Below are 26,466 nucleotides of genomic sequence, written 5' to 3'. Positions count from 1 at the left end.
TCTCAAGGTTTGGGAATTCCAGCGTTTTCCGTTTCCCTCTAAGACCAGCGCGGTGCGCGGCAGCGAGGTGGAGCGGGTCAAGCCCCGGCGGCGGACGGTCTCGGGTTACCACTCATGTTACCGGGACGGTTCTGACAGCGGCGTAACCCATTACCCGGTCCCTTGATCCCAAGGGGACGGTTCGTGATCCCCAAGGCGAGCGCGCTCGCGCCGTGCCTGGCCAGCAGCAACTGATTGAAGGGCGGCCTCGCCGCCCAGTGTTTCATACGGGCCGACGCTTGATGCGCCAGACTGTGCCGACGAAATCTGAAGGAGCATTCGCGACGCTGCGGAGTGACAATCCCGCGCGTCGCAATGGTCCTGAAGCTTCCGGTTCGGCAAGGCGCGAGAGACGGCGTTTCGGCCTTCCCCTCACCCCCGAATCAGGTGGACCGTCGCGTCACCCGGCGGCGCGATACGCGCCCACGGCTTATCGCGCCCGCCGCCGCCAAGAGTTAAGACATGCCCAACAAGATGTTGATCGATGCCACCCACCCGGAAGAGACCCGGGTCGTCGTGGTCCGCGGCAATCGCGTCGAAGAGTTTGATTTCGAGACCGCGCAACGCAAGCAACTGCGCGGGAATATCTACCTCGCCAAGGTCACAAGGGTCGAACCCTCGCTCCAGGCCGCCTTCGTCGAATATGGCGGCAATCGCCACGGCTTCCTCGCCTTCAGCGAAATCCATCCCGATTACTACCAGATCCCGGTCGCCGACCGGCAGGCGCTGATCGAGGCCGAGGAACAGGCCCATCGCGAGGCCGAGGAAGAGAGCGAAAATCGCTCGCACGGGCGCCGCCGCTCGCGCCACCGCAACGCCCGCCGACGCGGTCATGGCGAGCGCGTGCGCAGCGACATCGTCGAGGGCCTCGAGGCCGGCGCCGATCCCGCCGCCCAGCCGGTCGAAGGCGCCGCGCAGCCCGAGCATGCCGAGGGCGAGCATCTGCACGCCGCTACGGAGCATCACGGCGAGCACGAGGGCCACGATCACGGCGACCATGACCGTGATCATGACGATCATCATCATGATCACGAGCACCATCACGCTCACGATGACGCCCACGGCCATGAGGACGAGCGCGATCATCATGACCATGATCGCGCCGGCGAGACGCCCGCGCCTGTCGCGGCGGTCGGCGCCGAGCCCGCGGTCGAGACCGCTGCCGAGCCGCAGCCGGCCCCAACCTTCGACGTTCCCGCTTCCGAAGCTCATGGCGCCGAAGCGCAGGCAGAGCCTCTGGCCGAAGCCGTGACGTCGGCCGCCGAGCCGGCCGATGCCGTTTACGCCGCCGGCGAAAGCACTGAAGCGCCGCATGCCGAGGCCGCCCAAGCCGGTGAAGAACAAGCCGGTGAGGACGACGACGAGGATGAGGAAGATGGCGAGGATGCCGAAGAGGAAGTCGTCGAATCCGTCGGCGGCGACGACGTGCTGGAGGAAGTGCCGGAGCGCACCTTCCGTCCGCGCCGCCAGTACAAGATCCAGGAAGTCATCAAGCGCCGCCAGGTAATGCTGGTGCAGGTGGTCAAGGAAGAGCGCGGCAACAAGGGCGCGGCGCTGACGACCTACCTCTCGCTCGCCGGCCGTTATGCCGTGCTGATGCCGAACACCGCACGCGGCGGCGGCATCAGCCGCAAGATCACCAGCGCGCAGGACCGTTCTCGTTTGAAGGAAGTGGTGCAGGATCTCGACGTGCCCGAGGGCATGGGCATCATCCTGCGCACCGCAGGCGCCTCCCGCACCAAACCCGAGATCAAGCGCGACTTCGAATATCTGATCCGGATGTGGGAGACGGTGCGTGACCTCACGCTGAAGTCGCAGGCCCCGACCCTCGTCTACGAGGAAGGCTCGCTGATCAAGCGCTCGCTGCGCGACCTCTACAACAAGGAGATCGACGAGATCCAGGTCGCCGGCGAAGCCGGCTACCGCGAAGCCCGCGACTTCATGAAGATGCTGATGCCCGCCAATGTCAGCGCGGTGAAGCAGTATCGCGACGGCCAGCCGCTGTTCTCGCGCATGGGCGTCGAGAGCCAGCTGGATGCGATGTTCTCGCCGACCGTGCAGCTGCGCTCCGGCGGCTATATCGTGATCAACCAGACCGAGGCGCTGGTCTCGATCGACGTCAACTCCGGCCGCTCGACCCGCGAGCACCATATCGAGGACACTGCGCTCAAGACCAATCTGGAAGCGGCCGAAGAGGTCGCCCGCCAGCTTCGCCTGCGCGACCTCGCCGGCCTGATCGTCATCGATTTCATCGACATGGACGAGAAGCGCAACAACCGCGCGGTCGAGCGTAAGCTGTCCGACTGCCTCAGGCAGGATCGCGCGCGCATCCAGGTCGGCCGCATCTCGCATTTCGGCCTGCTCGAGATGTCGCGCCAGCGCATCCGCGCCAGCGTGCTGGAATCTTCGACCGATCCGTGCCCGCATTGCGGCGGTACCGGCCATGTCCGCTCGGTGTCCTCGGTGGCGCTGCAGCTCTTGCGCGGCCTCGAAGAGATCCTGATGAAGGGCGCGACCCACAATCTCGTGGTCCGCACCCGCACCGACGTCGCGCTCTATGTGCTGAACCACAAGCGCGGCCATCTGCGCGACCTCGAGAACGGCTTCAAGGTCACGCTGTCGGTGATCGCCGACGCTAGCGTCAGCGGCCCGCAGGCCTATGTGATCGACCGCGGCGAGCAGGTGCATACGCTCGAAGCCGCCAAGGCGCTGCTTGCAGCCCAAGCCGCGGCGAGCCCGCCGCCGCTGGCCGAAGAAGTCTACGACGACGAGGACGGCTTCGACCTGGAGACTGAATCCGAGGTCGAGACCGACGAGACCGAAGGTCTTGCTGACGAGCAAGCCGGCGGCGAGGCAGCCTCCGAGCAGGACGGCCAGCGCCGCAAGCGCCGTCGCCGTCGGCGTGGTCGCGGTGGCCAGCGCGAGGGTGAGTTGCGCGACGATACGGCGCCGATCCTGCCCGAGCCCGCGATGGTCGCCGCCGAAGGCGAGGACGAGACCGAGTCCGAGCAGGACGGTGAGGAAGGCGAGGAACAGGCGGCCCGCGGCGAACAGCAGGGCAGCAGTGATCGCCGGCGCCGGCGTGGTCGCCGCGGCGGACGCCGCCGTCGCGGTGGCGGCGAGGAAGGTCTTGCCGGCTCCATCAGCGACGAGCTCGGCACCGGCCAGCCGCCGGAAGCCGTCGACGCAGTCGCCGATTTCGATGGCTTCGGCGGCCAGGCTTCGCCCTCGATCGCGCAAGCCGAGCCCAGCACCGAGCCGCAAGTTGCGCAGCCCGAGCCGCGCGCGGAGATGCAGACCGAGGCGCCGGCCCAGCAGCCGGAGCCGGCTCCCGCCACGACGGCCGCAACGCCGGACGAAGAGCTTGCCGGCGACAGGGCCGCGCGGCGCCGCTCCACCGTGCGCGAAAAGGTCAGCTTCCTGCTGAACAGCCAGCCGGAGCCCGCAACGCCGGCAGCGGAGGCGACCGAGCCGGTCGCTGCGCCCGCGCCGGCAGCTGAGCCCGCACCGGAGGCGGCAAGCGAAAGCCCGACCGCCCCGCGCCGGGCTGGCTGGTGGTCACGCCGTTTCGGCGGCGGCGAGTAAAGGGACAAAAGAGTTGAAACCGCCCGGCCAAACCGGGCGGTTTTGATTTTGATGAGGTCAGCAGCAATGCAAAGCGCGATCATTCTCGGCGGCGGCATGGTGGGCGTGGGCGCCGCGCTGCATCTGCAGCAGCGCGGCTGGTCGGTGACGCTGGTCGATCGCCGCGAGCCGGGCCGCGAGACCAGCTACGGCAATGCCGGGATGATCCAGGCCGAAGCGGTGCGCCCCTATCCGATGCCGCGCGACCTCGCCTCGCTCCTGAAGATCGCGACCGGCCGCACCAACGACGTGCGCTACAGCCTCTCCTCGCTTCATCTGCACATCGAGCCCCTGCTCCGCTATTGGTGGCATTCGGCGCCGAAGCGGCATCGCGAGGCGATCGAGGCGTGGGCACGGCTGATCGCCTACGCAACTTCCGAGCACGACATCCTGATCCGCGAGGCGCATGCCGACAATCTCATCCGCCGCGCCGGCTACCGGGCGCTGTTTCGCGATCGCGCTTCGTTGGATCTATCGATCAAGGCCGCCGAGGAAGATCAGCGCGAATTCGGCGTGAACTATCGCGTGCTGTCGGGCAGCGAGCTTGCCAGGGCCGAGCCGATCCTGCGCGACGATCTTCCGGGCGCGATCCACTGGCTCGACACCTGGACCGTGTCCGACCCCGGCGCGCTGGTCACGGCCTATGCCGAGATGTTCGCGCGCCTCGGCGGCAGGATCGTGCTCGGTGATGCGCAGAGCTTGCGGCAGACCGCGACCGGCTGGTCGGTCGACACCGACGAGGGGCGCATCGACGCGGCCCACGCCGTCGTGACGCTCGGGCCGTGGTCGCCCGATTTGTTGTACAAGTTCGGCTATCGCATCCCGCTGGTGCGCAAGCGCGGCTACCACATGCATTACAGCGGCGGCGCTTCGCTCGACCTGCCCCTCATCGACAAAAGCGGCGGCTACGCCATGGGGCCGATGGCCAAGGGCATCCGCATCACCACCGGCGCGGAATTGACGGGCGCGGACGCATTGGCAACGCCGGTGCAGCTGGCCAGCGCCGAAGCCTCCGCGCGCGAGCTGATCGACCTCGGCAAGCGGGCCGAGCCGGATCCGTGGTTCGGCACGCGGCCTTGCACGCCCGACATGCTGCCGGTGCTCGGCCCCGCCCCGCGCCACCCCGGCCTCTGGATGAATTTCGGCCACGGCCATCAGGGCTTCACGCTGGGACCGGCGACCGGACGCCTGCTCGCGGAGATGATGAGCGGCGAAACTCCGGCGGTCGATCCTACGCCGTATCGGCCGGAGCGGTTCTAGCCTCAAGGAAAAGGGCTGATCGAGGATCTCGACCAGCCCTATTACTTCGAGCTCTGACAGCGCAGCTCGCGCTGCAAGGATCAGTCCGTCGTGATCGCCGTCTCCATGTCGGTCGGATCGATCTCCTTGGCGAGGTTGGCTTTGAGCTTGTCGCGGTCGAGCTCGCCTTCCCACCAGGCGACGATCACGCAGGCGACGCCGTTGCCGCACAGATTGGTCAGCGCGCGGCACTCGCTCATGAACTTGTCGATGCCGAGCACGATTGCCATGCCCGGCACGAGCCGCGGATCGACCACGGCGAGCGTCGCCGCCAGCGTGATGAAACCCGCGCCGGTGATGCCGGAGGCGCCCTTCGAGGTCAGCATCGCCACCACTAGGATGGTGATCTGCTGGCCGAAGGAGAGCTCGACGCCGAGCGCCTGCGCGATGAACAGCGTCGCCAGCGTCATGTAGATGTTGGTGCCGTCGAGGTTGAACGAGTAACCCGTGGGCACGACGAGGCCGACCACCGACTTGGAGCAGCCGAGCCGCTCCAGCTTCTCCATCAAGGACGGCAGCGCGCTTTCCGAGGACGAGGTGCCGAGCACGATCAGCAGCTCGTCCTTGATGTAGCCGAGGAACCTGAAGATCGAGAACCCCGCCATGCGCGCGATGAGGCCGAGCACGACGAACACGAACAGCGCAGCCGTGACGTAGAACGTCGCGATCAAGCCGACCAGATTCAGGATCGCGCCGGTGCCGAACTTGCCGATCGTATAGGCCATCGCACCGAACGCGCCGATCGGCGCCGCGCGCATCACGATCGAGATGACGCCGAACACCGCGTGCGCGGCATCGTCGATGAAGCTGCGGATGGTGTGGCCGCGCTCGCCGAGGCTCATCAAGGCGAAGCCGAACAACACTGCGAACAGCAGCACCTGGAGAATCTCGCCTTGCGCGAAGGCGCCGACCACGGTGTCCGGAATGATGTGCAGCACGAAGTCGACGGACTTCTGGCCGGCCGCCTGCTTGGCGTAGTTGGCAACGGCTGCCTCGTTTGCCGCCGCATTGCCGAAGCCGGAGCCCGGCTTGACGAGATTGCCGACAACGAGACCGATCACCAGCGCGAAGGTCGAGACGACCTCGAAATAGACCAGCGCCTTGACGCCGATACGACCGACCTTCTTGGCGTCCTGGATGTGGGCGATGCCGGAGACCACGGTGCAGAAGATGATCGGGGCGATCACCATCTTGATCAGCTTGATGAAGCCGTCGCCGAGCGCCTTGATCCATTCGTTGGTGGCGACGGTCGGCCACAGCCATCCGACGATGGCGCCGAGCACGATGGCGATCAGCACCTGGACGTAGAGGACTTTGTACCACGGCTTGGCAACGGGCGGCGCGACCGGCGCCCCCGCCATCGTTGTCGTCGTCATCAGTTTCACTCCCCTCACAACATTGGGCCAGCCAAGATCAACTTGGCCGGCCCTGTCAATTGGAACTGCTCGTGTTGGCGCGTTTTACCCGCGGCGCTCGACGAGCCGGCGCGCCGCCGGCATCAGGGTCGCGCCGAGCGCATTCTTGACCAGTGAGGCCGCGATGAACGGCACGATGCCGACCTGCCAGGCCTTGGCGGCGCCGAGACCAAGGCCGAATGCCAGCCAGCCGAACCCGGTCGCGAGAATGACGATGTGGCCCGCAGCCATCGCCGCAAACAGCAGCGTCACGCTGCGATCCCAGCCGCGCTCGGCGAGCCAGCCGGTCACGAACGCAGCCAATACGAAGCCGAACAGATAGCCCGCGGTCGGGCCGACGAGCGGTGCGATGCCACCCACGGGACCGGCGAACACCGGCAGCCCGATCGCGCCCTCGGCGAGGTAAGCGATCATGGTTGCGCTGCCAAGGCGCCAGCCATAGGCGGCGCCGATCATCAGCACCACCAGCGTCTGCAGCGTCATCGGCACGTAGGGCAGCGGCAGATTCACCTTGGCTGACAGCGCCATCAACGCGGTGCCGAGCGCAATCAGCACGACGGCCCGCAGCGTGCCGACGGCTTCGCCCGGTCGGGTCGGCCACATCAATGCGGCGAGAGAAGAATGTGGCGTAGCGGCGGACGGGGCGGAACGGTCAGGCACGTCGAACTCCGGAAGGCTGTCTAAAACTGGCGGCTATTTAAGCCAGTGAGCGATCCGGTCAACTGCCTCCCGCATCTCATCGAGCGAGCGGGCATAGGAAAAGCGGATGAATGAACGGCCATGGATGGGATCGAAATCGAGGCCCGGCGTTGCCGCCACGCCCGCCTGCTCCAGCATCTGCTTGGCGAACTCGAAACTGTCCGAGGTGAAGTCCGAGACATCGGCATAGAGATAGAAGGCGCCGTCAGCCGGCAGGAATCTCGTCAATCCGGCCTTGGGCAAACCATCGATCAGGACACGCCGGTTTTCCTGATAGCCGTGCTTGATCGCCTCCATCTCGGCCGTGCCGTCGAATGCAGCCTCCGCCGCGATCTGCGACAGCGAGGGCACCGAGATCGAGAGGTTCTGCTGCAGCCGCTCGATCGGCCGCACCAGGATCTCGGGCACCACCATCCAGCCGACGCGCCAGCCCGTCATGCAAAAATACTTCGAGAACGAGTTGATCACGAGCGCATGCTCGGACAGCGCCGCCGCCGTCACGGCTGGAAACGCGTAATCGAGACCGTGATAGATCTCATCCGAGATGAAGCGGATGCCGGCGTCTTCCGCCGCCGCGATCAGGCCGGTGAGCGCGTCGCGGGACATCATCGTGCCCGTGGGATTGGCGGGGCTGCCGACCAGGACGCCCTTCAACGGCGCCTTGCGATGGGCCGCGAGCAGCGCCTCGCCGGTCAGCGCGTGCCGCGTCTCGTTCGTGGTCTCGATCAGCACAGGCTCGCAGCCGAGCGCGGTCAGGATGTGTCGATACGGCGGATAGCCCGGCAACGTCACGGCGACGCGATCGCCGGGCTCGAACATCGACAGGAACGCCAAGATGAAGCCGCCCGACGAGCCCGTCGTCACGACGATCCGATCGGGGCTCACGTCGCTGCCATAGGTGTCGCGATAATGGCGCGCAATGCGCGCGCGCAAGGAGGGGATGCCGAGCGCCGAGGTATAGTCGATCCGTCCAGCCTCGAGCGCCGCATGGGCGGCCGCGATCGCGGTCCTGGGCGCGCCGGCCGCGGGCTGGCCGACCTCCATGTGGATGACATGACCACCGGCGGCCTCGATTCGGGCCGCCGCGGCCATGACGTCCATCACCATGAACGGGGGAACATCGCTGCGGCGGGAGGGCTCGAGCCACTGCCCCAACCGGTTCCTCAATGTCGCATCGTACATCGATTTCTGCTATTGGCTGGCGAACCGGTCCGTCCGGTCCGAAAACGAGGCGCTTGCGCCCCAGACTGGCCGCATTGTACGGCTCAATAAGGGCAACGCTCACAAGGGCATATCGCGTATCCGGTCCGCCGCCAATCACCAAAACCAATCACGAAACTGCTTGACCAAGAACACTTGACCGAGCCCGTTTGACCAAGACCGCTTGATGTCGCTCCAGATCGCATTGCGCAAGAAGGCCTCCGCCCTCACCGCCCTCGTCACGGCCACGGCGATCGCGCTGACGCCGTTCTCGGCCGCGCACGCGCAGGCCAAGGGGCCGCCGGTCCTGCGCGACACCGAGACCGAGCAACTGCTGCGCGAATACACGCGCCCGATCCTGCGCGTTGCCGGTCTGGAGAAGCAGAACATCCAGATGGTGATCATCAACGACGGCTCGTTCAACGCCTTCGTCGCGGACGGCCGCCGCATCTTCGTCAATTGGGGCGCCATCCTGCAATCGGAGACGCCGAACCAGATCATCGGCGTGCTCGCGCACGAGACTGGGCATCTGGCGGGCGGCCATCTGTCCAAGCTGCGCGAGCAGCTCGCCGCTGCCCAGACCCAGATGATCATCGCGATGCTGCTCGGCGCCGGCGCGATTGCGGCTGGCAGCACCCAGCGCAGCAGCGCAGGCAACAACGGGCTCGCCAATGCCGGCGCGGCCGCGATCGCCGCTCCGCAGGAGGTGATCCGCCGGACGCTACTGTCCTATCAGCGCCAGCAGGAGGAGAACGCCGACCGTGCCGGCGTGAAATTCCTGACGGAGACCCAACAATCGCCAAAGGGCATGTACGAGACGTTCAAGCGCTTCACCAGCGAGAGCCTGTTCGCCGCGCGCGGTGCCGATCCCTACCTGCAGTCGCATCCGATGCCGGCCGAGCGCGTCGCCGCGCTGCAGGAGTTCGCAGGCTCCAGCACGTACTGGAACAAGAAGGACGATCCCGCGCTCCAGCTCCGGCACGACATGGTCCGTGCCAAGATCTCCGCCTTCATGGAGCGGCCGGAGACGGTGTACCGCCGCTATCCCCAGACCAACGACAGCCTGCCGGCGCGCTATGCCCGCGCCATCAGCACCTACCTGCACGGCGATCTGCGCAGCGCGCTCGCCCAGATCGACGCGCTGATCCAGGTGCAGCCGAACAACCCGTATTTCTACGAGGTGCGCGGCCAGGCGCTCCTGGAAAGCGGCAAGGCGGCCGAAGCGATCGCTCCCTTGCGCAAGGCCGTCGCCCTCTCCAACAACGCCCCCCTCATCGAGATGTTACTTGGGCAGGCTCTGGTCGGAACCGATAATAAGGCCTACACCGACGAGGCCGTTCGGATTCTCCGCGCCGCGGTGGCCCGGGAGCCCGAGGCGGCGCTCGGCTACACCCAGCTCGCGATGGCCTATGGCCGGAAGGGAGATTATGCGGAGGCAGATCTCGCCTCGGCCCAGGCCGCCTATTTGCGCGGCGACAACAAGACCGCCCGCGAGCTTGCGACGCGCGCGAAAACCCGTTTCGCTGTCGGCACGCCCGGATGGGTCAAGGCCGACGACATCGTTGCGGCGAAGCCGCCGCGCAATTGACGCAACTCGAACGACGGCCGACCACGACGTCACGACACCGGGCTTGAATCCGCCGGGACGTTTCTCGAAACCTGCTTTGGATAAGAGGATTTGACTATGCCTTCGCTGCGCCTGCTCGCTCCCGCATTGTTCGCGCTCGCCATGTTCGGCGCGGCCGTGCCCGCCTCCGCCGACAGTTTCTCCGACAGCCAGCGCACCGACATCGAGAAGATCATCAAGAACTATCTCGTCAGCCATCCCGAGGTGCTCGAGGAGGCCATGGCCGAGCTCAGCAAGCGGCAGGCCGCGGCCGAAACGCAGAAGCACGAAGCCAGCATCGCGCAGAACGCCGAGGCGATCTTCAACTCGCCGCGCCAGGTCGTGCTCGGCAACCGGGACGGCGACGTCACCTTCGTCGAGTTCTTCGACTACAATTGCGGCTATTGCAAACGCGCGATGGACGACATGCTGACCATCATGAAGGGCGATCCGAAGCTGAAGGTCGTGCTGAAGGAGTTTCCGGTGCTGAGCCAGGGCTCGGTCGAAGCGGCGCAGGTCGCGGTCGCCGTGCGCATGCAGGATCCCTCCGGCAAGAAATATCTCGACTTCCACCAGAAGCTGCTCGGCGGTCGCGGCGCCGCCGACAAGGCCCGCGCGATGCAGGCCGCCAAGGAAGCCGGTCTCGACACGGCTCGCATCGAGAAGGACATCGCCAGCCCCGAGGTGCGCGCCACCATCGAGGAGAATTTCAAGCTCGCCGAAGCGATGGGCATGAACGGCACGCCGAGCTATGTGATCGGCAAGCAGATCGTGATCGGCGCCGTCGGCGTCGAAAGCCTGAAGGAAAAGATCGGCATTGCCCGTTGCGGCAAGGCGACTTGCTGATCACACGTTGGCGATAGCGAGAACAGCAAAGGCCGGCGGATCTGCCGGCCTTTTTTGTTGCGCGGAACGTTGGCGCCTTCGTGCCAAGTCATTCATCTGGCATTCAACAAACAAATGCCGTGGAACAGTCGAAGTTCCGGAACAACTCAAATCTCCTTTCGTTGTCGGCGCGGGCAATGACGCGAATGAACACGTGAGGAGAATTTCGATGTTGAACCGCTTTATGATTTCGGTTGCCGCAGTCGCACTCGTCGCGGGCACCGGTCTGGCGAACGCACAAGACAAGGGCCGCGACACTGGCGCTGGCTCGCAGCAGATGCAGCATTCCCAGCCCTCCGGCGGCGGCGCCGAGCGCGGCGGCGCGATGGGTCGCGATTCCATGAGCCACGATAAGGGCACTGTCGGCCAGGCCGGCGGCTCCAGCGCGACCAAGTCCGAAGACAAGTCCGGCGCGATGAAGGACGACCGCTCGGGCGGCGCGATGCACAAGAACGCGGCCGAAGACAAGGCCGGCGCCACCAAGGGCCAGCGCACCGACGAGCGCGCGCAGGGTCAGATGGACAAGTCCCAGCAGGACAAGTCCAAGAGCATGAGCCAGGACACCAGCAAGTCCGGCAGCAAGGACCAGAAGGACATGAAGGCTGAGGGCAGCAAGAGCGGCACCTCGACCAACAACGCCGAGACCCAGAAGGGCACCGGCACCAGCACCAACCAGAATGCTCAGGGCCAGACTGGCACCACGAACCAGAACGCGCAGGGTCAGACCGGCACCAGCTCGACCCAGAACGTGCAGGGCCAGAGCTCGACCACGGTTGGCCAGGCCGGCGCCGCTGCCAAGCTTTCGACCGAGCAGCGGACGCAGATCACGTCCGTGATCCGCGAGGAGCGCGTCGCCCCCGTGACGAACGTGAACTTCTCGATCTCGGTCGGCACCCGCATCCCGCGCGAGGGCATTACCCTGCACGCCCTGCCGTCCCGGGTCGTGACCATCTATCCGGAGTGGCGGACCTACAAGTACGTCCTGGTCCGCGATGAGATCGTCATCATCAATCCGGACACCTACGAGATCGTGGCCGTCCTGAACGTCTGACGCAGAACACGGCAATCGGGGGCGGGCAGCGATGCCCGCCCCTTTGCATGCGCCCGGCAGCCATGCTTCGGCCTGGTTAACAAGCAATTTCCGTAGTTTCCGCACAGGTTTTTGCGCACTGGATGAGGTGCTTGAAGCTGCCCTCGAGGCCCTTCAAGGCTTCCCCTCAAGCGCTTTGTTACCTATAACCCCCGCCACGCCGAAACACCTCTCCCGGGATTGGAATGGCCGAACCTGCAACCGACACGATCCTCGTCCTGAACGGGCCGAACCTCAACATGCTGGGGACCCGCGAGCCCGACAAATATGGCCATGCGACGCTGGCCGACGTCGAGGCGCTGTGCCGGGAGACGGCCGCGACGTTCGGCCTGAAGGCGGACTGCCGGCAGTCCAACCGCGAAGGCGAGCTGATCGACTTCATCCACGAGGCGCATCGGCGCAAGATGAAGGGCATCATCATCAATGCCGGCGGCTATTCCCACACCTCGATCGCACTGCACGATGCGCTGCTCGCCGTGCAGATTCCGACGGTCGAGGTGCATGTGACCAACATCCACGCCCGCGAGAGTTTTCGTCACCATTCCTACACCGCACGCGCGGCTTTCGCCTCGCTCTGCGGTTTCGGCATCGAGGGCTACCGCCTCGCCATCCAGGGCCTTGCCGCCAAGCTCGGCATCAAGCCCAACGCCTGACGCTCCCTTCCATCAGAACATTCGGATCAAACAACATGGCGCGCCAGCCAGACGACAAAGCAGCCGCAAAGTTTTCCAGCGAGGATTCCGCGCTCGTTCGCGAGCTGGCACTTCTGCTCGATGAGACCAGCCTCACCGAGATCGAGATCGAGCGGGCGGGCCTGCGCCTGCGCGTCGCCCGCAACATCAGCGTTGCCGCGACCATGCCGATGCAGGTGACGGCTCCTCCGGCCGCCCTGCCGCTGGCGGCAAGCCCCGCGGCGCCAGCAGCGGCCGCGGCCGATCTGTCGAAGCATCCCGGCGCCGTGACTTCGCCGATGGTCGGCACCGCCTATTGGGCGCCGGAGCCGGGCGCAAAGCCGTTCATCGACGTCGGCACCAAGGTCTCGGTCGGCCAGACGCTGCTGATCATCGAAGCCATGAAGACGATGAACCAGATCCCCTCGCCGCGCGCCGGCACGGTGACGCAGATCCTGGTCGAGGACGGCCAGCCGGTCGAGTACGGCGAGCCGCTGGTGATCATTGAGTGACGCGAATGGGGAAATAGCGATTAGCGAATGGCGTCAGCCTTCCCTACTCGCCATTCGCCACTTCGCCATTCGCTGCAGGACAACATGTTCGACAAGATCCTCATAGCCAATCGCGGCGAGATCGCTCTTCGCATCCTCAGGGCCTGCAAGGAGCTCGGGATCGCGACCGTCGCCGTGCACTCCACCGCGGACGCCGATGCCATGCATGTGCGGCTGTCGGACGAGAGCGTCTGCATCGGGCCGCCGGCGTCCAAGGACAGCTATCTCAACGTGCCCGCCCTGCTCGCGGCCTGCGAGATCACCGGCGCTGATGCCGTGCATCCCGGTTACGGCTTCCTCTCCGAGAACGCGCGCTTTGCGGAAATCCTCGCCGAGCACAATCTGCACTTCATCGGTCCGAAAGCCGAGCACATCCGCCTGATGGGCGACAAGATCGAGGCCAAGAAGACCGCCAAGCGGCTCGGCATCCCCGTGGTGCCCGGCTCGGACGGCGCCGTCGGTCCTGACGACGATGCATTGGCGATCGCCAGGAAGATCGGCTTCCCGGTGCTGGTCAAGGCGGCGGCCGGCGGCGGCGGCCGCGGCATGAAGGTCGCGCACAGCGAGGCGGACCTGCAGGTGGCGCTGTCGACGGCGGCGAACGAGGCCAAATCCGCCTTTGGCGATGCCTCCGTCTATCTGGAAAAATACCTGCAGAAGCCGCGCCACATCGAGATCCAGATCCTCGGCGACGGCCGCGGCGGCGCGATCCATCTCGGCGAGCGCGACTGCTCGCTGCAGCGCCGCCACCAGAAGGTCTGGGAGGAAGGCCCCTCGCCCGTCCTCGCTGCCGCCGCACGGGCCAAGATCGGCGAGACCTGCGCCAAAGCCATGCGCGAGATGAAATATCTCGGCGTCGGCACCATCGAGTTCCTGTTCGAGGACGGCGAGTTCTACTTCATCGAGATGAACACCCGCATCCAGGTGGAGCATCCCGTCACCGAAAGCATCACCGACATCGACCTCGTGCTGGAGCAGATCCGCATTGCCGCCGGCGGCGACCTGCCGGCCAGGCAGGACGAGGTCCAGGTCATCGGCCACGCGATCGAGTGCCGCATCAACGCCGAGAATCCGCAGACCTTCCGCCCCTCGCCGGGCCGGATCCTGCAATATCATCCGCCGGGCGGCCTCGGGGTGCGGATCGATTCCGCCGTCTACCAGGGCTACACCATCCCGCCGTATTACGACTCCCTCGTCGGCAAGCTGATCGTGCACGGCAAGACCCGCGCCGAATGCCTGATGCGGCTGCGGCGGGCGCTGGACGAGATGGTGGTCGAGGGCATCGAGACCACGCTGCCGCTGTTCCGTGCGCTGGTGCGCGAGGCCGACATCATCAATGGCGACTACCACATCCACTGGCTGGAGCAGTACCTGGCCGGCAAGGCGGAACCCGCCCCGCGATAACCTCGTCCCCTTGTGGAACCCTTTGGCCCCGATCGCGTTCTGGAGGGTTGGGGCCAATTCCAAGGGGGCGTTTTGAACTCCATCGCACGCAAACAGGTGAACCGTCGTGACGGCTGAAGGCCAGCGACGGCGGGCATTCTGGCAGGTCCTGCTGTTCGCGGCGGGCATTTTGGTGCTGACCGTGATCAGCGCCGGCTCCGTCTACCTCGTCAACAAGGCGCGCGAGGACAGTAAATGGGTGCTTCACACCATCGAGGTGGAGAACCAGATCAATGCCCTGCTGCTGGAGATCCGGCGCGCCGAGAGCGGCGCCCGAGGCTTTCTGCTGACCCAGGGGGACAACTTCAGGGTCGACCATGAAAAGGCCGTTTCGGCGATCATTCCGGCCCTCGACAAGCTCACGCGCTTCAGCGCCGACAATCCGCAGCAACGCGCGAATGTCGAGAAGCTGAGCGCGGCGATCGAAATCCGTCTCGGTCAGTTTGCGCAGGAAATGATCTTTATGCAGCAGGGCCAGCCGGACAGGGCCACCGCGTTGGTTCGCGAGGCCGCGGCGCAGGACACCACAACCAGGATCACCAGCGTCGCGAACGCGATGATCCAGGAGGAGGAGCGCCTGTTCCGCCTCCGCACGACCAACTCCGACCACAGCCAGACCCTGGCCGCCTCGATGACTGGTATCGGCTCCGGCCTCGTGGTGGTGCTGGCGCTGATCTCGATCTGGCTGGTGCGGCGCTCGGCACGCGTGCGCGACGAGGCCGAGGCGCGCCTGCGCGATGCCAACCTCAATCTGGAAGCCGTCGTCGACGAACGCACGGCGGATCTGCGCGAAGCCAACGACGAGATCCAGCGCTTTGCCTATATCGTCAGCCACGATCTGCGCTCGCCGCTCGTCAACATCATGGGCTTCACGAGCGAGCTCGAAGAGCTCGGCGGCGACATCTTCCGCCGCATCGGCAGCCTCGCGCATGTCCCCGCGGGGGCAGCGCCGCTCGCGCCTGCCGCGCCGGGCGAGATCGCGCTCGAAGGCGCCGACAAGCAGCTCTCGGAGGATTTCTCCGAAGCGCTCGGCTTCATCAAATCGTCGATCGCCAAGATGGACCGGCTGATCTCGGCCATCCTCAACCTCACCCGCGAGGGCCGGCGTGAATTCCAGCCGGTGAAGGTTGACACGCGCGAGCTGATCGAGGCCATCGCAACGACGCTGGCGCACCAGGCGGCCGAGGCGCAGGCCGAGATCCATCTCGAGCCCCTGCCGGACCTCGTGAGCGACCGCCTCGCCCTCGAGCAGATCTTCTCCAACCTGATCGACAACGCGATCAAATATCTCAAGCCCGGCGTGCCCGGCGAGATCAGAATCCGCGGGCGGACCAAGCTCGGCTACGCTATCTTCGAGGTCAGCGACAACGGCCGCGGCATCGATCCGAAGGACCACCAGCGGATATTCGACCTGTTCCGCCGCGCGGGAACCCAGGATAAGCCCGGCCAGGGTATCGGCCTTGCGCATGTGCGTGCACTTGTGCGTCGCCTCGGCGGCACCATGTCGGTATCATCGGAACTTAATGCGGGCAGCACCTTCACGATCACGCTGCCGATCGCCTGGAACGTGAGCAACCGGAACCGAGATCGATGACCCAGCCTGTCACCATCATCATGATCGAGGACGACGAGGGCCATGCCCGCCTGATCGAGCGCAACATCCGCCGCTCGGGCGTCAACAACGAGATCGTCTCCTTCGCCACCGGCACCGAGGCCATGCGGCACCTGTTCGGCGCCGACGGCTCCGGGCTCGTGCAGAAGGGCAACGCGCTCCTGATCCTGCTCGACCTCAACCTGCCCGACATGACCGGGATCGACATCCTGAGGCAGATCAAGGAGAACAAGTATCTTAAGGCCTCGCCCGTGGTGGTGCTGACCACCACCGACGATTCCCAGGAGATCAAGCGCTGCTACGAGCTCGGCTGCAACGTCTACATCACCAAGCCCGTCAACTACGAGAATTTCGCCAACGCCATCCGGCAGCTCGGGCTGTTCTTCTCGGTCATCCAGGTCCCGCCCGCCGCCACATGAACCAGCGCACGCCGACACTGCTCTACATCGACGACGACGAGGCGCTGGCGCGCCTGGTCGATCGCGGCCTGACGCGGCGCGGCTTCCGGGTCGTCCATGCCGCAAGCGGCGAGGAAGGCCTCGAGCGCATCCGCCGCGCCGCCGCCCAGAACAGCACCGAAGGCGGCATCGATGTCGTCGCGCTCGATCAGTACATGCCGGGCCTCGATGGGCTCGAGACGCTCGAGCAGATCATGGCGATCCCGGACGCGCCGCCGGTCGTGTTCGTCACCGCCTCGCAGGATTCCAGCATCGCGGTGACCGCGCTCAAGGCGGGAGCGGCCGACTATCTGGTCAAGGACGTCCAGGGCGACTTCATCCCGCTCCTCCACGTCGCCGCCGAGGGCGCGCTGCGCCAAGCCGAGCTGCAGCGGGCGCGCGAGGAAGCCGAGGCCGAGATCCACGCTTCGCGCGACCGCTACGCGGCGCTCGCCGCCGAACGCGAGCTCCTGCTGCGCGAGGTCAACCACCGCGTCGGCAACTCGCTCCAGATCATCGCCTCGCTGCTACACCTGCAGGCGAGCTCCGCAGCGCAGGACGAGGTCAAGGCGGCGCTGACCAATGCGATGGGCCGCGTCGCCGCGGTGGCGCAGGTGCACCGCCGCCTCTACACCTCGCAGGACCTCAAGAGCGTGGTCCTCAATCAGTATCTGGACTCGCTGCTCGAGGATCTCAGGCGGTCCGCCGAAGGCAACCGGATGTCGCGCCTGACACTGAAGGCCGAGCCGATCGAGATCGATCCGGACCGTGCGGTCGCCGTCGGCATCATCGTCAACGAGCTGGTGATGAACGCGGTGAAATACGCCTATCCGGATGGCGCCGGCCCGATCCATGTCGAGCTGATCTCGCAAGGCGACGATCTCCTGCTCTCGATCACCGACGACGGCGTCGGCGACAACGTCAAGGCCGATCCGCGCTCCACCGGCATGGGCCAGCGCATCGTCGCAGCCATGGCCACCAAGCTCGACGCGACGGTGGAGCGTGATCCCACGCATTCCGGAACCCGGGTCGTGCTGAAGTTCGGCCGCGTGCCCCCAAGCGTCGGCAAGACCAGCACCGCTGCGGCGAGCTGAGCGGTCCGGCGGCCACCCATCGCAACTGCGTTGCGATCCTGCTATGATGCCAAGCCATGACTTCGCGCGACTCCGCCCCGTCTGAAATCACGCCGGCCGTGTTGCTGCGCGCCTATGCCTGCGGCATCTTTCCGATGGCGGAAAGCGCCGACGATCCGACCTTGTTCTGGGTCGAGCCGGAGCTGCGCGGCGTCATCCCGCTCGACGGCTTCCGCGTCGCCTCGCGCCTCGCGCGCACGGTGCGCTCGGATCAGTTTCGCGTCACCGTCAACACCGCGTTCAAGGCGACGATCGCCGGCTGCGCTGCGCCGCAAGTGGGACGCGAGGACACCTGGATCAACAAGCGCATCCGCGACCTCTATGGCGGGCTCTTCGAGCTCGGCCATTGCCACAGCGTCGAAGCCTGGCAGGGCGACGAGCTCGTCGGCGGTCTCTACGGCGTCAGCCTGGGGCGGGCCTTCTTCGGCGAGAGCATGTTCCACAATGTGCGCGATGCCTCGAAGGTCGCGCTGGTGCATCTGGTCGCGCGGCTCATTCACGGCGGCTTCGAGCTGCTCGACACCCAATATGTCACCGAGCACCTGAAGAGCTTCGGCGCAGTCGAGATCTCGCGGCGACGCTACACCGCGCTGCTCGACAAGGCGCTGGCGGGCGATGCCGGCGATTTCCTGAGGCTCTCCGCCGGCGAAGCGATCCCGGGCGCACGCGCCCTGGAGATCATCGCTTCGCGGCAATAACGAACAGCTCGTTAGCGGCCGAATCCGGGAATGCCGAACAGGCCTGGGCGCTGCTCCGGTGGGGGCGGCGGTGGCGGTGCCGGCTGCTGCTGCTGGATCGGCGGCAGCGGCTGCGGCGGGCGCTGCTGCACCTGCTTGGGGGCGGCCTTTTTCTGTGCAGGCGGCGGTGGCGGCGGCTTTGCCGCGGCCGGATCCGGTGCCGCCGTGGCGACGGTCTGCTGCGGCTCTTTGCAGTCGGTCAGCCAGATATCGTAGATCGGATGCTCGACGCCGTGCAGGCCCGGGCTTGCCGCGTACATCCAGCCCGAGAAGATCCGCTTCACCTCACCCTGCAAGGTGATCTCGTCGACCTCGACGAAGGCGTCGGTGTTGGCCGCTTCAGTCGCCGGACGCGTGTAGCAGGCGTTGGTTTTGACGCGGAGCGCACCGAACTGGACGGTCTCGCCGATCTCCTCGTCGAAATTGATGATGCGCCCGGTGATCTTGTCGAGGCCGGAGAAGGTCGCCTTCTTGTTCACGATCTTCTGGGCCGGCGGCTCGGTCACGACCTCGTCGCCCGGCTGCAGGCTGGCCGGGGTCTGTGGCACGGCGCCGCCCGGCCCGCCCTTCTGCTGGGGCTGGCGCTGACCGGGCGCACCCGGCGCGCCTTGCGGGCCCGGCGGAGCGATCGCGGCGGAGGGCGGCTGGTTTGGTGGCGCGAGGGTCGAGCCCGGCGGCGGCGCCAGAGGCTGGGTCTCGACCGGCCCCGGCATCACGTTGCCCTGCCGGCCCGGCGGCGGCATCGGGCGCGACGGCAGCACCCGGCCCTGCGGCGGCAGCTCCGGCACCTCTTCGTCGTCCTCGGGCATCGGCTGCGGCTGGGGCTGGCCGCGCGGAATGTTGCCGGGCGGCCGCAGCGGCGGCGGATCGGAGAAGATCGTGCCGATCTGCGCCTGAGCCGGCGTCGCAGCCGTCAGTGCGGTGGTGGCCAAAAGCGCCGCAAGACCGGTCAGGGAAAAGATTTTGAACATTTCGCGCGGCTTCAACAGCGAATCGGGCTCGTTGGACATTCTACAGGGGATACCGCCGCTCGCAGGCCCTCCGGTTAACACGCCGAATACGGCGGGGGAAGGGCGGCAACCCAGCCCTTCCCGGCGCGGTCTGGCCAGGCCAGCTCCCGGGTGGGATAGTCGTGAGCCCCTCCCCGGGGCCGAAAGCGGGAATGCCCCCGAACCGACAATCCCGACAGAGATGCCCTTCCTCCTCGAAGCCGCCCTCGCCCTTCCCCTGCGCGCCCTGAGCTGGCTCGGCGGCCAGGGCACGCGCGCCGTGGCGGCGATCGCCTTCATCGCGGTCGCGGTGCCGCCGCTGGGCGCGCTGCTGCGCCCCTATGTCACCGAAGCGATCTTCCTTCTGCTCTGCATCTCCTTCATGCGCGTCGATCTCGTCGCGCTGTACGGACATCTGCGCCGCCCGGCGCTGGTCGGGGCCGCCACGGCCTGGACCACGATCGGTGTGCCGCTGATCGTCGGCCTCATCGCCCATGGAAGCGGGCTCGACAGAAGCTCACCCGGTCTCTTCCTTGCGCTGATGCTCCAGGGCATGGCTTCGCCGATGATGGCAGCACCCGCGCTCGCCGCGCTGATCGGCCTCGACGCCACGCTGCCGCTGGTCACGCTGGTCACCGCGACTGCGCTCGTGCCCTTGACCGCCTCGCTGTTCGCGAGCCTCTTTCTCGGCGGCATGCTCAGCATCTCGCCGCTCGCGCTCGGCCTGAAGCTGCTCGGCATCCTCGCCGCATCGCTGCTGGCCGCGACCGTCATCCGACGACTGTTCGGCACCGACGCGATCCAGCGCCACAGGCGGCCGATCGACGGCTTCAACATCCTCATCCTGCTGGTGTTCGCATCCGCCGTCATGGGCGACGTGGTGCACGATTTCCTCGCCGATCCGCTGTTTGCGACCGGCGTCGCACTGCTTGCCTTCGCGGTCTATTTCACCCTGCTCGCCGTCACGACATTCATCTTTCGCCGCGCCGGCAACGAGCGCGCCTTTGCGATCGGCCTGATGGTGTCACAGCGCAATCTGGGCCTGATGCTGGCGGCCACCGCCGGCGCATTGCCGCCCACCACCTGGCTCTATTTCGCGCTGACGCAGTTTCCGATTCACCTCGCGCCGTACATGCTGATGCCGATCGCACGGCGGGTGATCGTGCGCGCAGATACGTCCGGCGGGGCGGCCACGGGCCACATCACCTAGTCGGCCCTCACCGCGCCGCGATGCCTTTGAGCAAGGCCATCTCGATGCGCCATGCTCATTCAACTTTCATCTTCTTGCATTCAGCCAATATCCACTGCCGGAATGCCTGCATCGCGTGCGTGTGCCGCTTTGATTTCAGGGACGTGAGCCAGTACGATCCAAGATGGACGCGGGTGTCGTAAGGACAGGCCAGGCGTTTCCGGGCTACATCCTCCGAGAACAAGACCACCGGCAAAAGTGCGACCCCGCCTCCTTGAGCTGCAGCGTGCGCCAAGGAGACCGATGAATCAAACGTCGGGCCCGTCATGCGAGGCTGCCGGCATTTCGCCGCCTCGAACCACTGTGTCCACTCGCCGGATCGGTAGGAACGCAGCAGCACCTGTTGATGGAGATCTATCGGGTCTTTGAGGCGCTTCGCTATCGTTGGCGTGGACATCGGGGTGAAGAAAGCATCGACCAAACGCTCTGCGTTGGTACCGTGCCAGGCGCCGTCGCCAAATCGAATGGCGTAGTCCAAGCCCTCGGCGCCGAGGTCGACACGATTGTTGTTGGCAAAAATCTTGATGTCGACCTGCGGGTGGATCGAGGTGAAACTCTTGAGGCGAGGAACGAGCCAGCCTGCCGCGAACGTTCCGACGACGCCGATCATCAGCGTCTCCCGCATGCGGCCGTTTTCGAAACGGTCCAGCACCTGGTTGATCCGACCGAAAGCATCCGAAATCGCAGGCAACAGCGCCTCGCCTTCCTCTGTCAGGGCAAGCCCGCGCGTGAGCCGCCTGAACAACTCCACACGCAGGCTTCGCTCCAGAGTTCGCACCTGCTGGCTCACGGCAGCCTGCGACACCCGGAGTTCCAGGCCGGCCTTGGTGAAGCTGAGGTGACGCGCTGCCGCCTCGAACGCGCGGAGCGCGTTCAGCGGAAGACTGGAAACGTTGGGAGGTCGGCGGGCCACGTCTGATCCAAGTTTTACTTATGGATGGCCTTACGAAGCATCGTTTGTCAATCGCGGCAGCACGCAGCAAAAAAGCGCACGTTCAATCGGAGTTCACGATGCTAACGCGACGTCAGTTCGGATCATCTACACTTGTTCTTTCAGCACAGCTCTTCCTCTCGAAAGTCTCGGGTGCTTCGACACTTGAAACAACACGGCTGTTGGAGGCCATCAGGCAGCTTGAAAGCAAAAGCGGCGGTCGGCTCGGCGTCACCGTGCTCGACACGCAAACCGGAGCGTCGATTCAACATAGGGGAGACGAACGATTTCCGATGTGCAGCACCTTCAAGGTGCTCGCGTCCGCAGCAATATTGAAACAGGTAGGAGAGAAGCTGGACGGCCTCGATCGACGCGTTCGCATCGATCAATCCGACATCGTCGAATATTCGCCGGTCACCCGTGAGCATGTGGGACCGGACGGCATGTCGCTGCGGGAACTCTGCGAGGCCGCCGTTACGAGGAGCGACAACGCGGCCGGCAACCTGCTTCTCAGGGAAATAGGAGGCCCCGCCGGCCTGACCGCCTTCGCCCGCAGCCTCGGTGATGACGTGACCCGATTGGACCGCATCGAGACCGAGTTGAACGAAGCTGCGCCAGGCGATCCTCGCGACACGACAAGCCCGAACGCGATGGCTGAGAATTGCAGGCGTCTGGTGCTGGGCAACGTGCTTCCGCCGGCAGGTCGGGAGCAGCTGTCCAAATGGATGATCGCAAACAAGACAGGCGACAGCCGATTGCGCGCCGGTCTGCCGCAGGGCTGGCGCGTGGGCGACAAGACTGGAGCGGGCGGCCGCGGCACCAACAACGACGTTGCGATCGTATGGCCACCTCAGCGCTCGGCGCTCATCGTCGCAGTCTATCTCACGGGCGCCTCTGTCGACATGAGCGCGCAAAACGAGGTGATTGCCTCCGTCGGACGAGAGGTCGGCAAGGAATTCGGCTGACCGCGCGAGCTGACGTTCGCATCGAAGCCCGGCAGAGCCCCTTCAAGTGGAGGCTTGTGCCGGGCGCCCTACCCCGCCCGCGCCGCGCGCCGCAGCGCCTGCGGCGGCTGGCCATACGCGCGGATGAAGGCGCGCCGCATGCGCTCGGGATCGCGGAAGCCAGTCGTTTCCGCCACGCGCTCGATCGCCTCCCGCGAGGACTGCACGCGCTCGCGCGCGACTTCGAGCCTGAGCCGCTCGATCGCCTTGGAGGGCGTCGTGCCGGTCTCGGCGGCAAACGCGCGAGCAAAATGCCGGGCGCTCATGCCGGCGCGGTCGGCGAGATCCTCCACCGTCAGCGGCGCGTCGAGATTTTCGCGTGCCCAGGATAACAGTGCGCCGAAGCGCCCGTTCGGCGCCTTCAGCTCCAACAGCGACGAGAATTGCGACTGCCCGCCGCTGCGGCGGTGATAGAGCACGAGCTGGCGCGCGGTCGCCTGCGCGATCTCCTCGCCATGGTCCTCGGTGACCATCGCGAGCGCGAGGTCGATGCCGGCGGAGATTCCGGCCGAAGTCCAGACATTGCCGTCGCGGGTGAAGATCTGGTCCGGCTCGAACTTGACCTTGGGAAAGCATGCGACGAACTCGCGCGTCCGCCCCCAATGCGTGGTGGCCCGGCGGCCGTCGAGAAGTCCCGCCTCGGCGAGCACGAAGGCGCCCGAGCAGACGCTCGCGACCCGCACGCCGCGCCTTGCCAGCCGCTGCACGAAGGCCCGCGTGATCTCGCAGCGCGCGGCCTCCGCGACGCCGCTGCCGCCGGCCACGAGCAGGGTCGTGATCGCGTTCGCCGTCTTGAAGTCACGCGCCATCATCTCGACGCCCGACGAGCTGCGCACCAGCCCCGGCTTGGCCGCCAGCACGCGGATGGCCGGCGCCTTGCCGATGCAGCGCGCTGCGATCTCGAATGCCGAGATCGGGCCTGCCGCATCGAGCAGCTGGAAGTCCGGGAAGATCAGGATGCCGATCATGGGCCAGGCCGCAGGTATGTCCGAAAGCGAGGGAATTATGCCATTTCTGACAGCAGGGCACCATGCCATTCTGCCGCCGTCAAGCGCATTGTCGGAGGCTCCCATGTCGTCACCGCTCCAGATCGGAATCCTGGTGTTTCCACGCGTCACCCAGCTCGATTTCACCGGCCCCTTGCAGGTATTCGCCATGGTCCCGGACGCAAAACTGCACCTGATCTGGAAGCGGATCGAGCCGGTGCCGAGCGATTCCGTGCTGACGCTGACGCCGACCACGACGTTCGCGGATTGCCCCCAGCTCGATGTCATCTGCGTGCCCGGCGGCCAGGGCACCAACGACCTTCTCAACGACGAGGACGTGCTGGAATTCCTGCGCAAGCAGGCGGCAGGCGCCAAGTACGTCACCTCGGTGTGCACGGGATCGCTGGCCCTCGGCGCCGCCGGCCTCCTGAAGGGCTACCGCGCGGCCACCCATTGGAGCGCAATGGAGATGCTCGCACAGTTCGGCGCGACACCGACGAAGACACGCGTCTGCGTCGATCGCAACCGCATCACCGGCGGCGGTGTCACCGCCGGGATCGATTTCGCGCTGACGCTGGTCTCGATCATGGTCAATCGCACCACGGCCGAAGCGATCCAGCTCCAGATGGAATACAATCCAGCCCCGCCGTTCAATGCGGGCTCGCCCGATACCGCGCCCGCCGAGGTGCTGGCGCTGCTGAGGGAGCGCGGCGCGCAGAACCAGGCGCGGCGTCTCGAAGCGGTGCAGCGCGCGGCTGAGCGGGTGAACTAGACTCCGCTCACGTGTCCCGGACGCGCTGCGGCGCGCAGCGATGCGGCGCAGAGCCGGGACCCAGGGAGCCACACAGCACGCAGCAGAATGGGCCCCGGCTCAGCTGCGCACCACTTCGCGCTGCGCAGCGTCCGGGGCACGAGACTCACGAGGGCCCCAACAGAAAAAGGCCGCTCGGTTTCCCGAGCGGCCTTTCCTGTCTCACGGTGGCTGCACATTCACATCGGGCGATGTCGGAGCTTCCAGACCGGGGGCCTATCTCCCGATCGAGTCCTTCCTCGGCGGCCGCTGCATCTCGGGACAGTCGCGAACTGTTGCCCGAACCGAACGCGATGGTCTCCCATCTCCGTAAGATGGGATCATTGAGCCGCATCGCCCGCCTCGAGGCAACGCCCGCGCAAGCAGCGTCCCCGCTGTTCCCGTTGTCCACAGCTGCGCGGCGCGGATGCAGATGCATCCGCTTTGGACGATGGTGGTTCGTGGGTGCGCCGAAAAGGCTAGCCGGGCGTCCAGGGCTGATAGTCGCCGGTCGCCTTGGGACGCCTGCCGCTGGCGAGCGTCGAGCCGGAGGGACGATAGGCCTTGGCCGTGCCGGTGAGATTCGGCTGGTGCGGCTTTTCCCACTCGCGCGGCTGGTAGTTGACCTCGGTCGGCGGCTTGTCGACGACGTGGTGGATCCAGCCGTGCCATTCCGGCGGAATCCGGCTCGCTTCGGCGTAGCCATTATAGATCACCCAGCGCCGCTCGAAGCCGAGCGTCGGATCGATCGCCCCGCCCCGCGTGCGGTAGTAACGGTTGCCCTGCTCGTCCTCCCCGACCAGCTCGCCATACCGCTTGGTCCAGAGCTGGGTGCCAAACGTCTGGCCACTCCACCAGGTGAAGAACTTGAGGAAGAATTGTTTCATGCGGCAAAGGCCCTGCTTCGTCGGGTCCTGATGCCATCCGGGGGGCGAAATGTCCAGTTCGGCAGGCGCGCCGGCGCCCCCGCAAATCCGCCTACCGCGCACGCCCCTGCCGCAAAGCGGACGCGATTCATTCATGCCCCGTACAGCAGCAGGGCCTGAGGCTCCATTCGCGCGCAAACCGGCGTGATCCCAGGAACCCCAATGCATTCATAGGGTTTGCTTTCCGGGAAAGGAGTTTGACCATGAACAGTCTGAAATTGTTGAGTGCTGCCGCAGCAGCGGCGTTGGTTCTTCCCTTGGCGAGCCCGAGCTTTGCACAGAGTCGTGCCGCCGCGGTCGGAGCGGGCGGTGGCGCCCATGTCGGCGGCGGTGGCGGCGGTGCTCACATCGGCGGCGGCGGCTTCGGTGGCGGCGCGCGCATGGGCGGCGGCGGCGCGGCCTTCCATGGCGGCGGCGGCAATTTCGCGGCGGGCGGCGGCGCTATGCGCCCAAGCGGCGGCAGTTTCGGAGGCGGCGCCGCGATGCGTCCGAGCGGAGGCAGTTTCGCGGCCGCCCCTGCGGTCCGTCCGAGCGGCGGCAGCTTTGTAGGCGGCGTGGCGGCCCGCCCCGGCATCTCGCCCACCTTCAGCGGCACGCGCAGCGTCGCGACCGCCTCGCCGGGCACGTGGAGCGGCAGCGGCGGCACCTGGAGCGGCGGCTGGCGCCACCATCACCATCGTCGCGGCGGCGGTTTCTGGCCGGGCTTTGCGGCCGGCGCCGCGATCGGTGGCCTCGGCTCCTACGCCTATTATGGCGGCGGATACGGCTACTATGACGATCCCTACTACTACGACAGCTATTATGACGAGCCGACGGTTGCGGTGGTGCCCGATAGTGGCGGCGACTCCGCTGCCTATTGCGCGCAGCGCTACAAATCGTACGACCCGGCCTCGGGCACTTATCTCGGCTACGACGGCCTGCGGCATCCCTGCCCGTAAGCGGAATCGCCTAAGCGTGAGGCAGAAGGCGTCGCAGCGATGCGGCGCCTTTTTCGCAATCGGCGTCTTCCTCACCGGCTCGCACGTGCAAGGATAAATACAAATCGATGCAAATGGACCTTTATGCACCGAACCGTGCATATCCTTCGCGATCCAATCCCAAATTGACCCGACCCACGATTCGCGGATATCACAAACCCCAGTGGGGACTT

General features: G+C 66.2%; 23 protein-coding genes. 16 read left to right on the top strand and 7 right to left on the bottom strand.

All coding sequences use genetic code 11. The features are described 5' to 3' along the window. The first annotated feature begins 501 nt into the window (after positions 1–501). Together DCG74_RS22900 and DCG74_RS22895 are read left to right on the top strand one after the other, a co-directional pair. A complete protein-coding gene (locus tag DCG74_RS22900) occupies positions 502–3,624 on the top strand; it encodes a ribonuclease E/G (protein ID WP_172788666.1) in 3,123 nt (1,040 codons plus the stop codon). Positions 3,625–3,690: 66 nt separating this feature from the next. Beyond that, the gene (locus DCG74_RS22895; RefSeq protein WP_172788665.1) at positions 3,691–4,923 is read left to right on the top strand and encodes an FAD-binding oxidoreductase; all 1,233 of its coding nucleotides are present in this window, start codon (positions 3,691–3,693) and stop codon (positions 4,921–4,923) included. 80 nt (positions 4,924–5,003) lie between these two features. On the opposite strand, the gene DCG74_RS22890 is transcribed toward DCG74_RS22895, so the two are convergent. The 3 genes from DCG74_RS22890 to DCG74_RS22880 all read right to left on the bottom strand — a co-directional run bounded on the left by DCG74_RS22890 (position 5,004) and on the right by DCG74_RS22880 (position 8,258). Then, complete coding sequence (locus tag DCG74_RS22890) at positions 5,004–6,338, bottom strand: dicarboxylate/amino acid:cation symporter (protein ID WP_172788664.1); 1,335 nt, start codon at positions 6,336–6,338, stop codon at positions 5,004–5,006. Positions 6,339–6,422: 84 nt separating this feature from the next. After that, positions 6,423–6,980 (bottom strand): biotin transporter BioY, encoded by a 558-nt coding sequence (locus tag DCG74_RS22885; RefSeq protein WP_172788700.1) that lies wholly within the window; start codon positions 6,978–6,980, stop codon positions 6,423–6,425. 90 nt (positions 6,981–7,070) lie between these two features. Next, entirely contained in the window at positions 7,071–8,258 is a 1,188-nt protein-coding gene (locus tag DCG74_RS22880) for a pyridoxal phosphate-dependent aminotransferase (protein WP_172788663.1), read from the bottom strand. 205 nt (positions 8,259–8,463) lie between these two features. Here DCG74_RS22880 and DCG74_RS22875 point away from each other — a divergent pair, with 205 nt between their 5' ends. The 10 genes from DCG74_RS22875 to aat all read left to right on the top strand — a co-directional run bounded on the left by DCG74_RS22875 (position 8,464) and on the right by aat (position 18,402). Beyond that, positions 8,464–9,864 carry a M48 family metalloprotease gene (locus tag DCG74_RS22875; RefSeq protein ID WP_172788662.1) on the top strand — a complete coding sequence of 467 codons (1,401 nt, stop codon included), beginning with the start codon at positions 8,464–8,466 and terminating at the stop codon, positions 9,862–9,864. Between the two features lie 96 nt (positions 9,865–9,960). Then, complete coding sequence (locus DCG74_RS22870) at positions 9,961–10,728, top strand: DsbA family protein (protein ID WP_172788661.1); 768 nt, start codon at positions 9,961–9,963, stop codon at positions 10,726–10,728. A 208-nt stretch (positions 10,729–10,936) separates the two neighbouring features. After that, entirely contained in the window at positions 10,937–11,818 is an 882-nt protein-coding gene (locus tag DCG74_RS22865) for a DUF1236 domain-containing protein (protein ID WP_172788660.1), read from the top strand. 224 nt (positions 11,819–12,042) lie between these two features. Further along, positions 12,043–12,510 (top strand): type II 3-dehydroquinate dehydratase, encoded by a 468-nt coding sequence (gene aroQ / locus DCG74_RS22860; RefSeq protein WP_025036005.1) that lies wholly within the window; start codon positions 12,043–12,045, stop codon positions 12,508–12,510. Between the two features lie 35 nt (positions 12,511–12,545). Further along, on the top strand, positions 12,546–13,040 hold the full coding sequence (gene accB, locus DCG74_RS22855; RefSeq protein WP_172788659.1) for an acetyl-CoA carboxylase biotin carboxyl carrier protein: 495 nt from the start codon (positions 12,546–12,548) through the stop codon (positions 13,038–13,040). 84 nt (positions 13,041–13,124) lie between these two features. Continuing rightward, entirely contained in the window at positions 13,125–14,483 is a 1,359-nt protein-coding gene (accC, locus tag DCG74_RS22850) for an acetyl-CoA carboxylase biotin carboxylase subunit (protein ID WP_172788658.1), read from the top strand. 106 nt (positions 14,484–14,589) lie between these two features. Continuing rightward, positions 14,590–16,116: a CHASE3 domain-containing protein gene (locus DCG74_RS22845; protein ID WP_172788657.1), complete on the top strand. Its 1,527-nt coding sequence runs from the start codon at positions 14,590–14,592 to the stop codon at positions 16,114–16,116. Next, the gene (locus DCG74_RS22840; protein ID WP_172788656.1) at positions 16,113–16,553 is read left to right on the top strand and encodes a response regulator; all 441 of its coding nucleotides are present in this window, start codon (positions 16,113–16,115) and stop codon (positions 16,551–16,553) included. Before DCG74_RS22845 ends, DCG74_RS22840 begins: the two co-directional genes overlap by 4 nt. Beyond that, positions 16,550–17,665 carry a sensor histidine kinase gene (locus DCG74_RS22835; protein ID WP_172788655.1) on the top strand — a complete coding sequence of 372 codons (1,116 nt, stop codon included), beginning with the start codon at positions 16,550–16,552 and terminating at the stop codon, positions 17,663–17,665. The genes DCG74_RS22840 and DCG74_RS22835 overlap by 4 nt, the downstream gene beginning before the upstream one ends. Before the next feature lie 56 nt (positions 17,666–17,721). After that, the gene (aat, locus tag DCG74_RS22830) at positions 17,722–18,402 is read left to right on the top strand and encodes a leucyl/phenylalanyl-tRNA--protein transferase (protein ID WP_172788654.1); all 681 of its coding nucleotides are present in this window, start codon (positions 17,722–17,724) and stop codon (positions 18,400–18,402) included. 11 nt (positions 18,403–18,413) lie between these two features. Here aat and DCG74_RS22825 read toward each other — a convergent pair whose 3' ends face one another. Continuing rightward, positions 18,414–19,451: a DUF2155 domain-containing protein gene (locus tag DCG74_RS22825; protein ID WP_172788653.1), complete on the bottom strand. Its 1,038-nt coding sequence runs from the start codon at positions 19,449–19,451 to the stop codon at positions 18,414–18,416. A gap of 181 nt (positions 19,452–19,632) precedes the next feature. Between DCG74_RS22825 and DCG74_RS22820 the strand changes: the two genes are divergently transcribed. Further along, positions 19,633–20,640, top strand: coding sequence for a Na+-dependent transporter (locus tag DCG74_RS22820; protein ID WP_172788652.1), 1,008 nt, complete (start codon positions 19,633–19,635; stop codon positions 20,638–20,640). A 55-nt stretch (positions 20,641–20,695) separates the two neighbouring features. Here DCG74_RS22820 and DCG74_RS22815 read toward each other — a convergent pair whose 3' ends face one another. Next, on the bottom strand, positions 20,696–21,592 hold the full coding sequence (locus DCG74_RS22815; protein WP_172788651.1) for a LysR family transcriptional regulator: 897 nt from the start codon (positions 21,590–21,592) through the stop codon (positions 20,696–20,698). A 98-nt stretch (positions 21,593–21,690) separates the two neighbouring features. Between DCG74_RS22815 and bla the strand changes: the two genes are divergently transcribed. Continuing rightward, entirely contained in the window at positions 21,691–22,575 is an 885-nt protein-coding gene (gene bla, locus DCG74_RS22810) for a class A beta-lactamase (RefSeq protein WP_172788699.1), read from the top strand. Between the two features lie 68 nt (positions 22,576–22,643). On the opposite strand, the gene DCG74_RS22805 is transcribed toward bla, so the two are convergent. Next, positions 22,644–23,582, bottom strand: coding sequence for a GlxA family transcriptional regulator (locus DCG74_RS22805; protein WP_172788650.1), 939 nt, complete (start codon positions 23,580–23,582; stop codon positions 22,644–22,646). A gap of 103 nt (positions 23,583–23,685) precedes the next feature. Between DCG74_RS22805 and DCG74_RS22800 the strand changes: the two genes are divergently transcribed. After that, on the top strand, positions 23,686–24,372 hold the full coding sequence (locus DCG74_RS22800; RefSeq protein WP_172788649.1) for a DJ-1/PfpI family protein: 687 nt from the start codon (positions 23,686–23,688) through the stop codon (positions 24,370–24,372). A 497-nt stretch (positions 24,373–24,869) separates the two neighbouring features. Here DCG74_RS22800 and DCG74_RS22795 read toward each other — a convergent pair whose 3' ends face one another. Further along, entirely contained in the window at positions 24,870–25,277 is a 408-nt protein-coding gene (locus DCG74_RS22795; RefSeq protein ID WP_172788648.1) for an NADH:ubiquinone oxidoreductase subunit NDUFA12, read from the bottom strand. 242 nt (positions 25,278–25,519) lie between these two features. Between DCG74_RS22795 and DCG74_RS22790 the strand changes: the two genes are divergently transcribed. Further along, entirely contained in the window at positions 25,520–26,254 is a 735-nt protein-coding gene (locus DCG74_RS22790; RefSeq protein ID WP_172788647.1) for a BA14K family protein, read from the top strand. Positions 26,255–26,466: the final 212 nt, after the last annotated feature.

It is taken from the genome of Bradyrhizobium sp. WBAH42 (genome assembly GCF_024585265.1).
Lineage (GTDB): Bacteria > Pseudomonadota > Alphaproteobacteria > Rhizobiales > Xanthobacteraceae > Bradyrhizobium.
The sequence above is the reverse complement of the archived record's forward strand: the minus strand, read 5'-3'. Positions and strand labels throughout refer to the sequence as shown.

Excerpts from the sequence above, each read along its gene's own strand:
- DCG74_RS22900 (WP_172788666.1), top strand. The coding sequence starts at position 502 with ATGCCCAACAAGATGTTGATCGATGCCACCCACCCGGAAGAGACCCGG.
- DCG74_RS22895 (WP_172788665.1), top strand. The coding sequence starts at position 3,691 with ATGCAAAGCGCGATCATTCTCGGCGGCGGCATGGTGGGCGTGGGCGCC.
- DCG74_RS22890 (WP_172788664.1), bottom strand. The coding sequence starts at position 6,338 with ATGACGACGACAACGATGGCGGGGGCGCCGGTCGCGCCGCCCGTTGCC.
- DCG74_RS22885 (WP_172788700.1), bottom strand. The coding sequence starts at position 6,980 with ATGTGGCCGACCCGACCGGGCGAAGCCGTCGGCACGCTGCGGGCCGTC.
- DCG74_RS22880 (WP_172788663.1), bottom strand. The coding sequence starts at position 8,258 with ATGTACGATGCGACATTGAGGAACCGGTTGGGGCAGTGGCTCGAGCCC.
- DCG74_RS22875 (WP_172788662.1), top strand. The coding sequence starts at position 8,464 with ATGTCGCTCCAGATCGCATTGCGCAAGAAGGCCTCCGCCCTCACCGCC.
- DCG74_RS22870 (WP_172788661.1), top strand. The coding sequence starts at position 9,961 with ATGCCTTCGCTGCGCCTGCTCGCTCCCGCATTGTTCGCGCTCGCCATG.
- DCG74_RS22865 (WP_172788660.1), top strand. The coding sequence starts at position 10,937 with ATGTTGAACCGCTTTATGATTTCGGTTGCCGCAGTCGCACTCGTCGCG.
- aroQ (WP_025036005.1), top strand. The coding sequence starts at position 12,043 with ATGGCCGAACCTGCAACCGACACGATCCTCGTCCTGAACGGGCCGAAC.
- accB (WP_172788659.1), top strand. The coding sequence starts at position 12,546 with ATGGCGCGCCAGCCAGACGACAAAGCAGCCGCAAAGTTTTCCAGCGAG.
- accC (WP_172788658.1), top strand. The coding sequence starts at position 13,125 with ATGTTCGACAAGATCCTCATAGCCAATCGCGGCGAGATCGCTCTTCGC.
- DCG74_RS22840 (WP_172788656.1), top strand. The coding sequence starts at position 16,113 with ATGACCCAGCCTGTCACCATCATCATGATCGAGGACGACGAGGGCCAT.
- DCG74_RS22835 (WP_172788655.1), top strand. The coding sequence starts at position 16,550 with ATGAACCAGCGCACGCCGACACTGCTCTACATCGACGACGACGAGGCG.
- aat (WP_172788654.1), top strand. The coding sequence starts at position 17,722 with ATGACTTCGCGCGACTCCGCCCCGTCTGAAATCACGCCGGCCGTGTTG.
- DCG74_RS22825 (WP_172788653.1), bottom strand. The coding sequence starts at position 19,451 with ATGTCCAACGAGCCCGATTCGCTGTTGAAGCCGCGCGAAATGTTCAAA.
- DCG74_RS22820 (WP_172788652.1), top strand. The coding sequence starts at position 19,633 with ATGCCCTTCCTCCTCGAAGCCGCCCTCGCCCTTCCCCTGCGCGCCCTG.
- bla (WP_172788699.1), top strand. The coding sequence starts at position 21,691 with ATGCTAACGCGACGTCAGTTCGGATCATCTACACTTGTTCTTTCAGCA.
- DCG74_RS22805 (WP_172788650.1), bottom strand. The coding sequence starts at position 23,582 with ATGATCGGCATCCTGATCTTCCCGGACTTCCAGCTGCTCGATGCGGCA.
- DCG74_RS22800 (WP_172788649.1), top strand. The coding sequence starts at position 23,686 with ATGTCGTCACCGCTCCAGATCGGAATCCTGGTGTTTCCACGCGTCACC.
- DCG74_RS22795 (WP_172788648.1), bottom strand. The coding sequence starts at position 25,277 with ATGAAACAATTCTTCCTCAAGTTCTTCACCTGGTGGAGTGGCCAGACG.
- DCG74_RS22790 (WP_172788647.1), top strand. The coding sequence starts at position 25,520 with ATGAACAGTCTGAAATTGTTGAGTGCTGCCGCAGCAGCGGCGTTGGTT.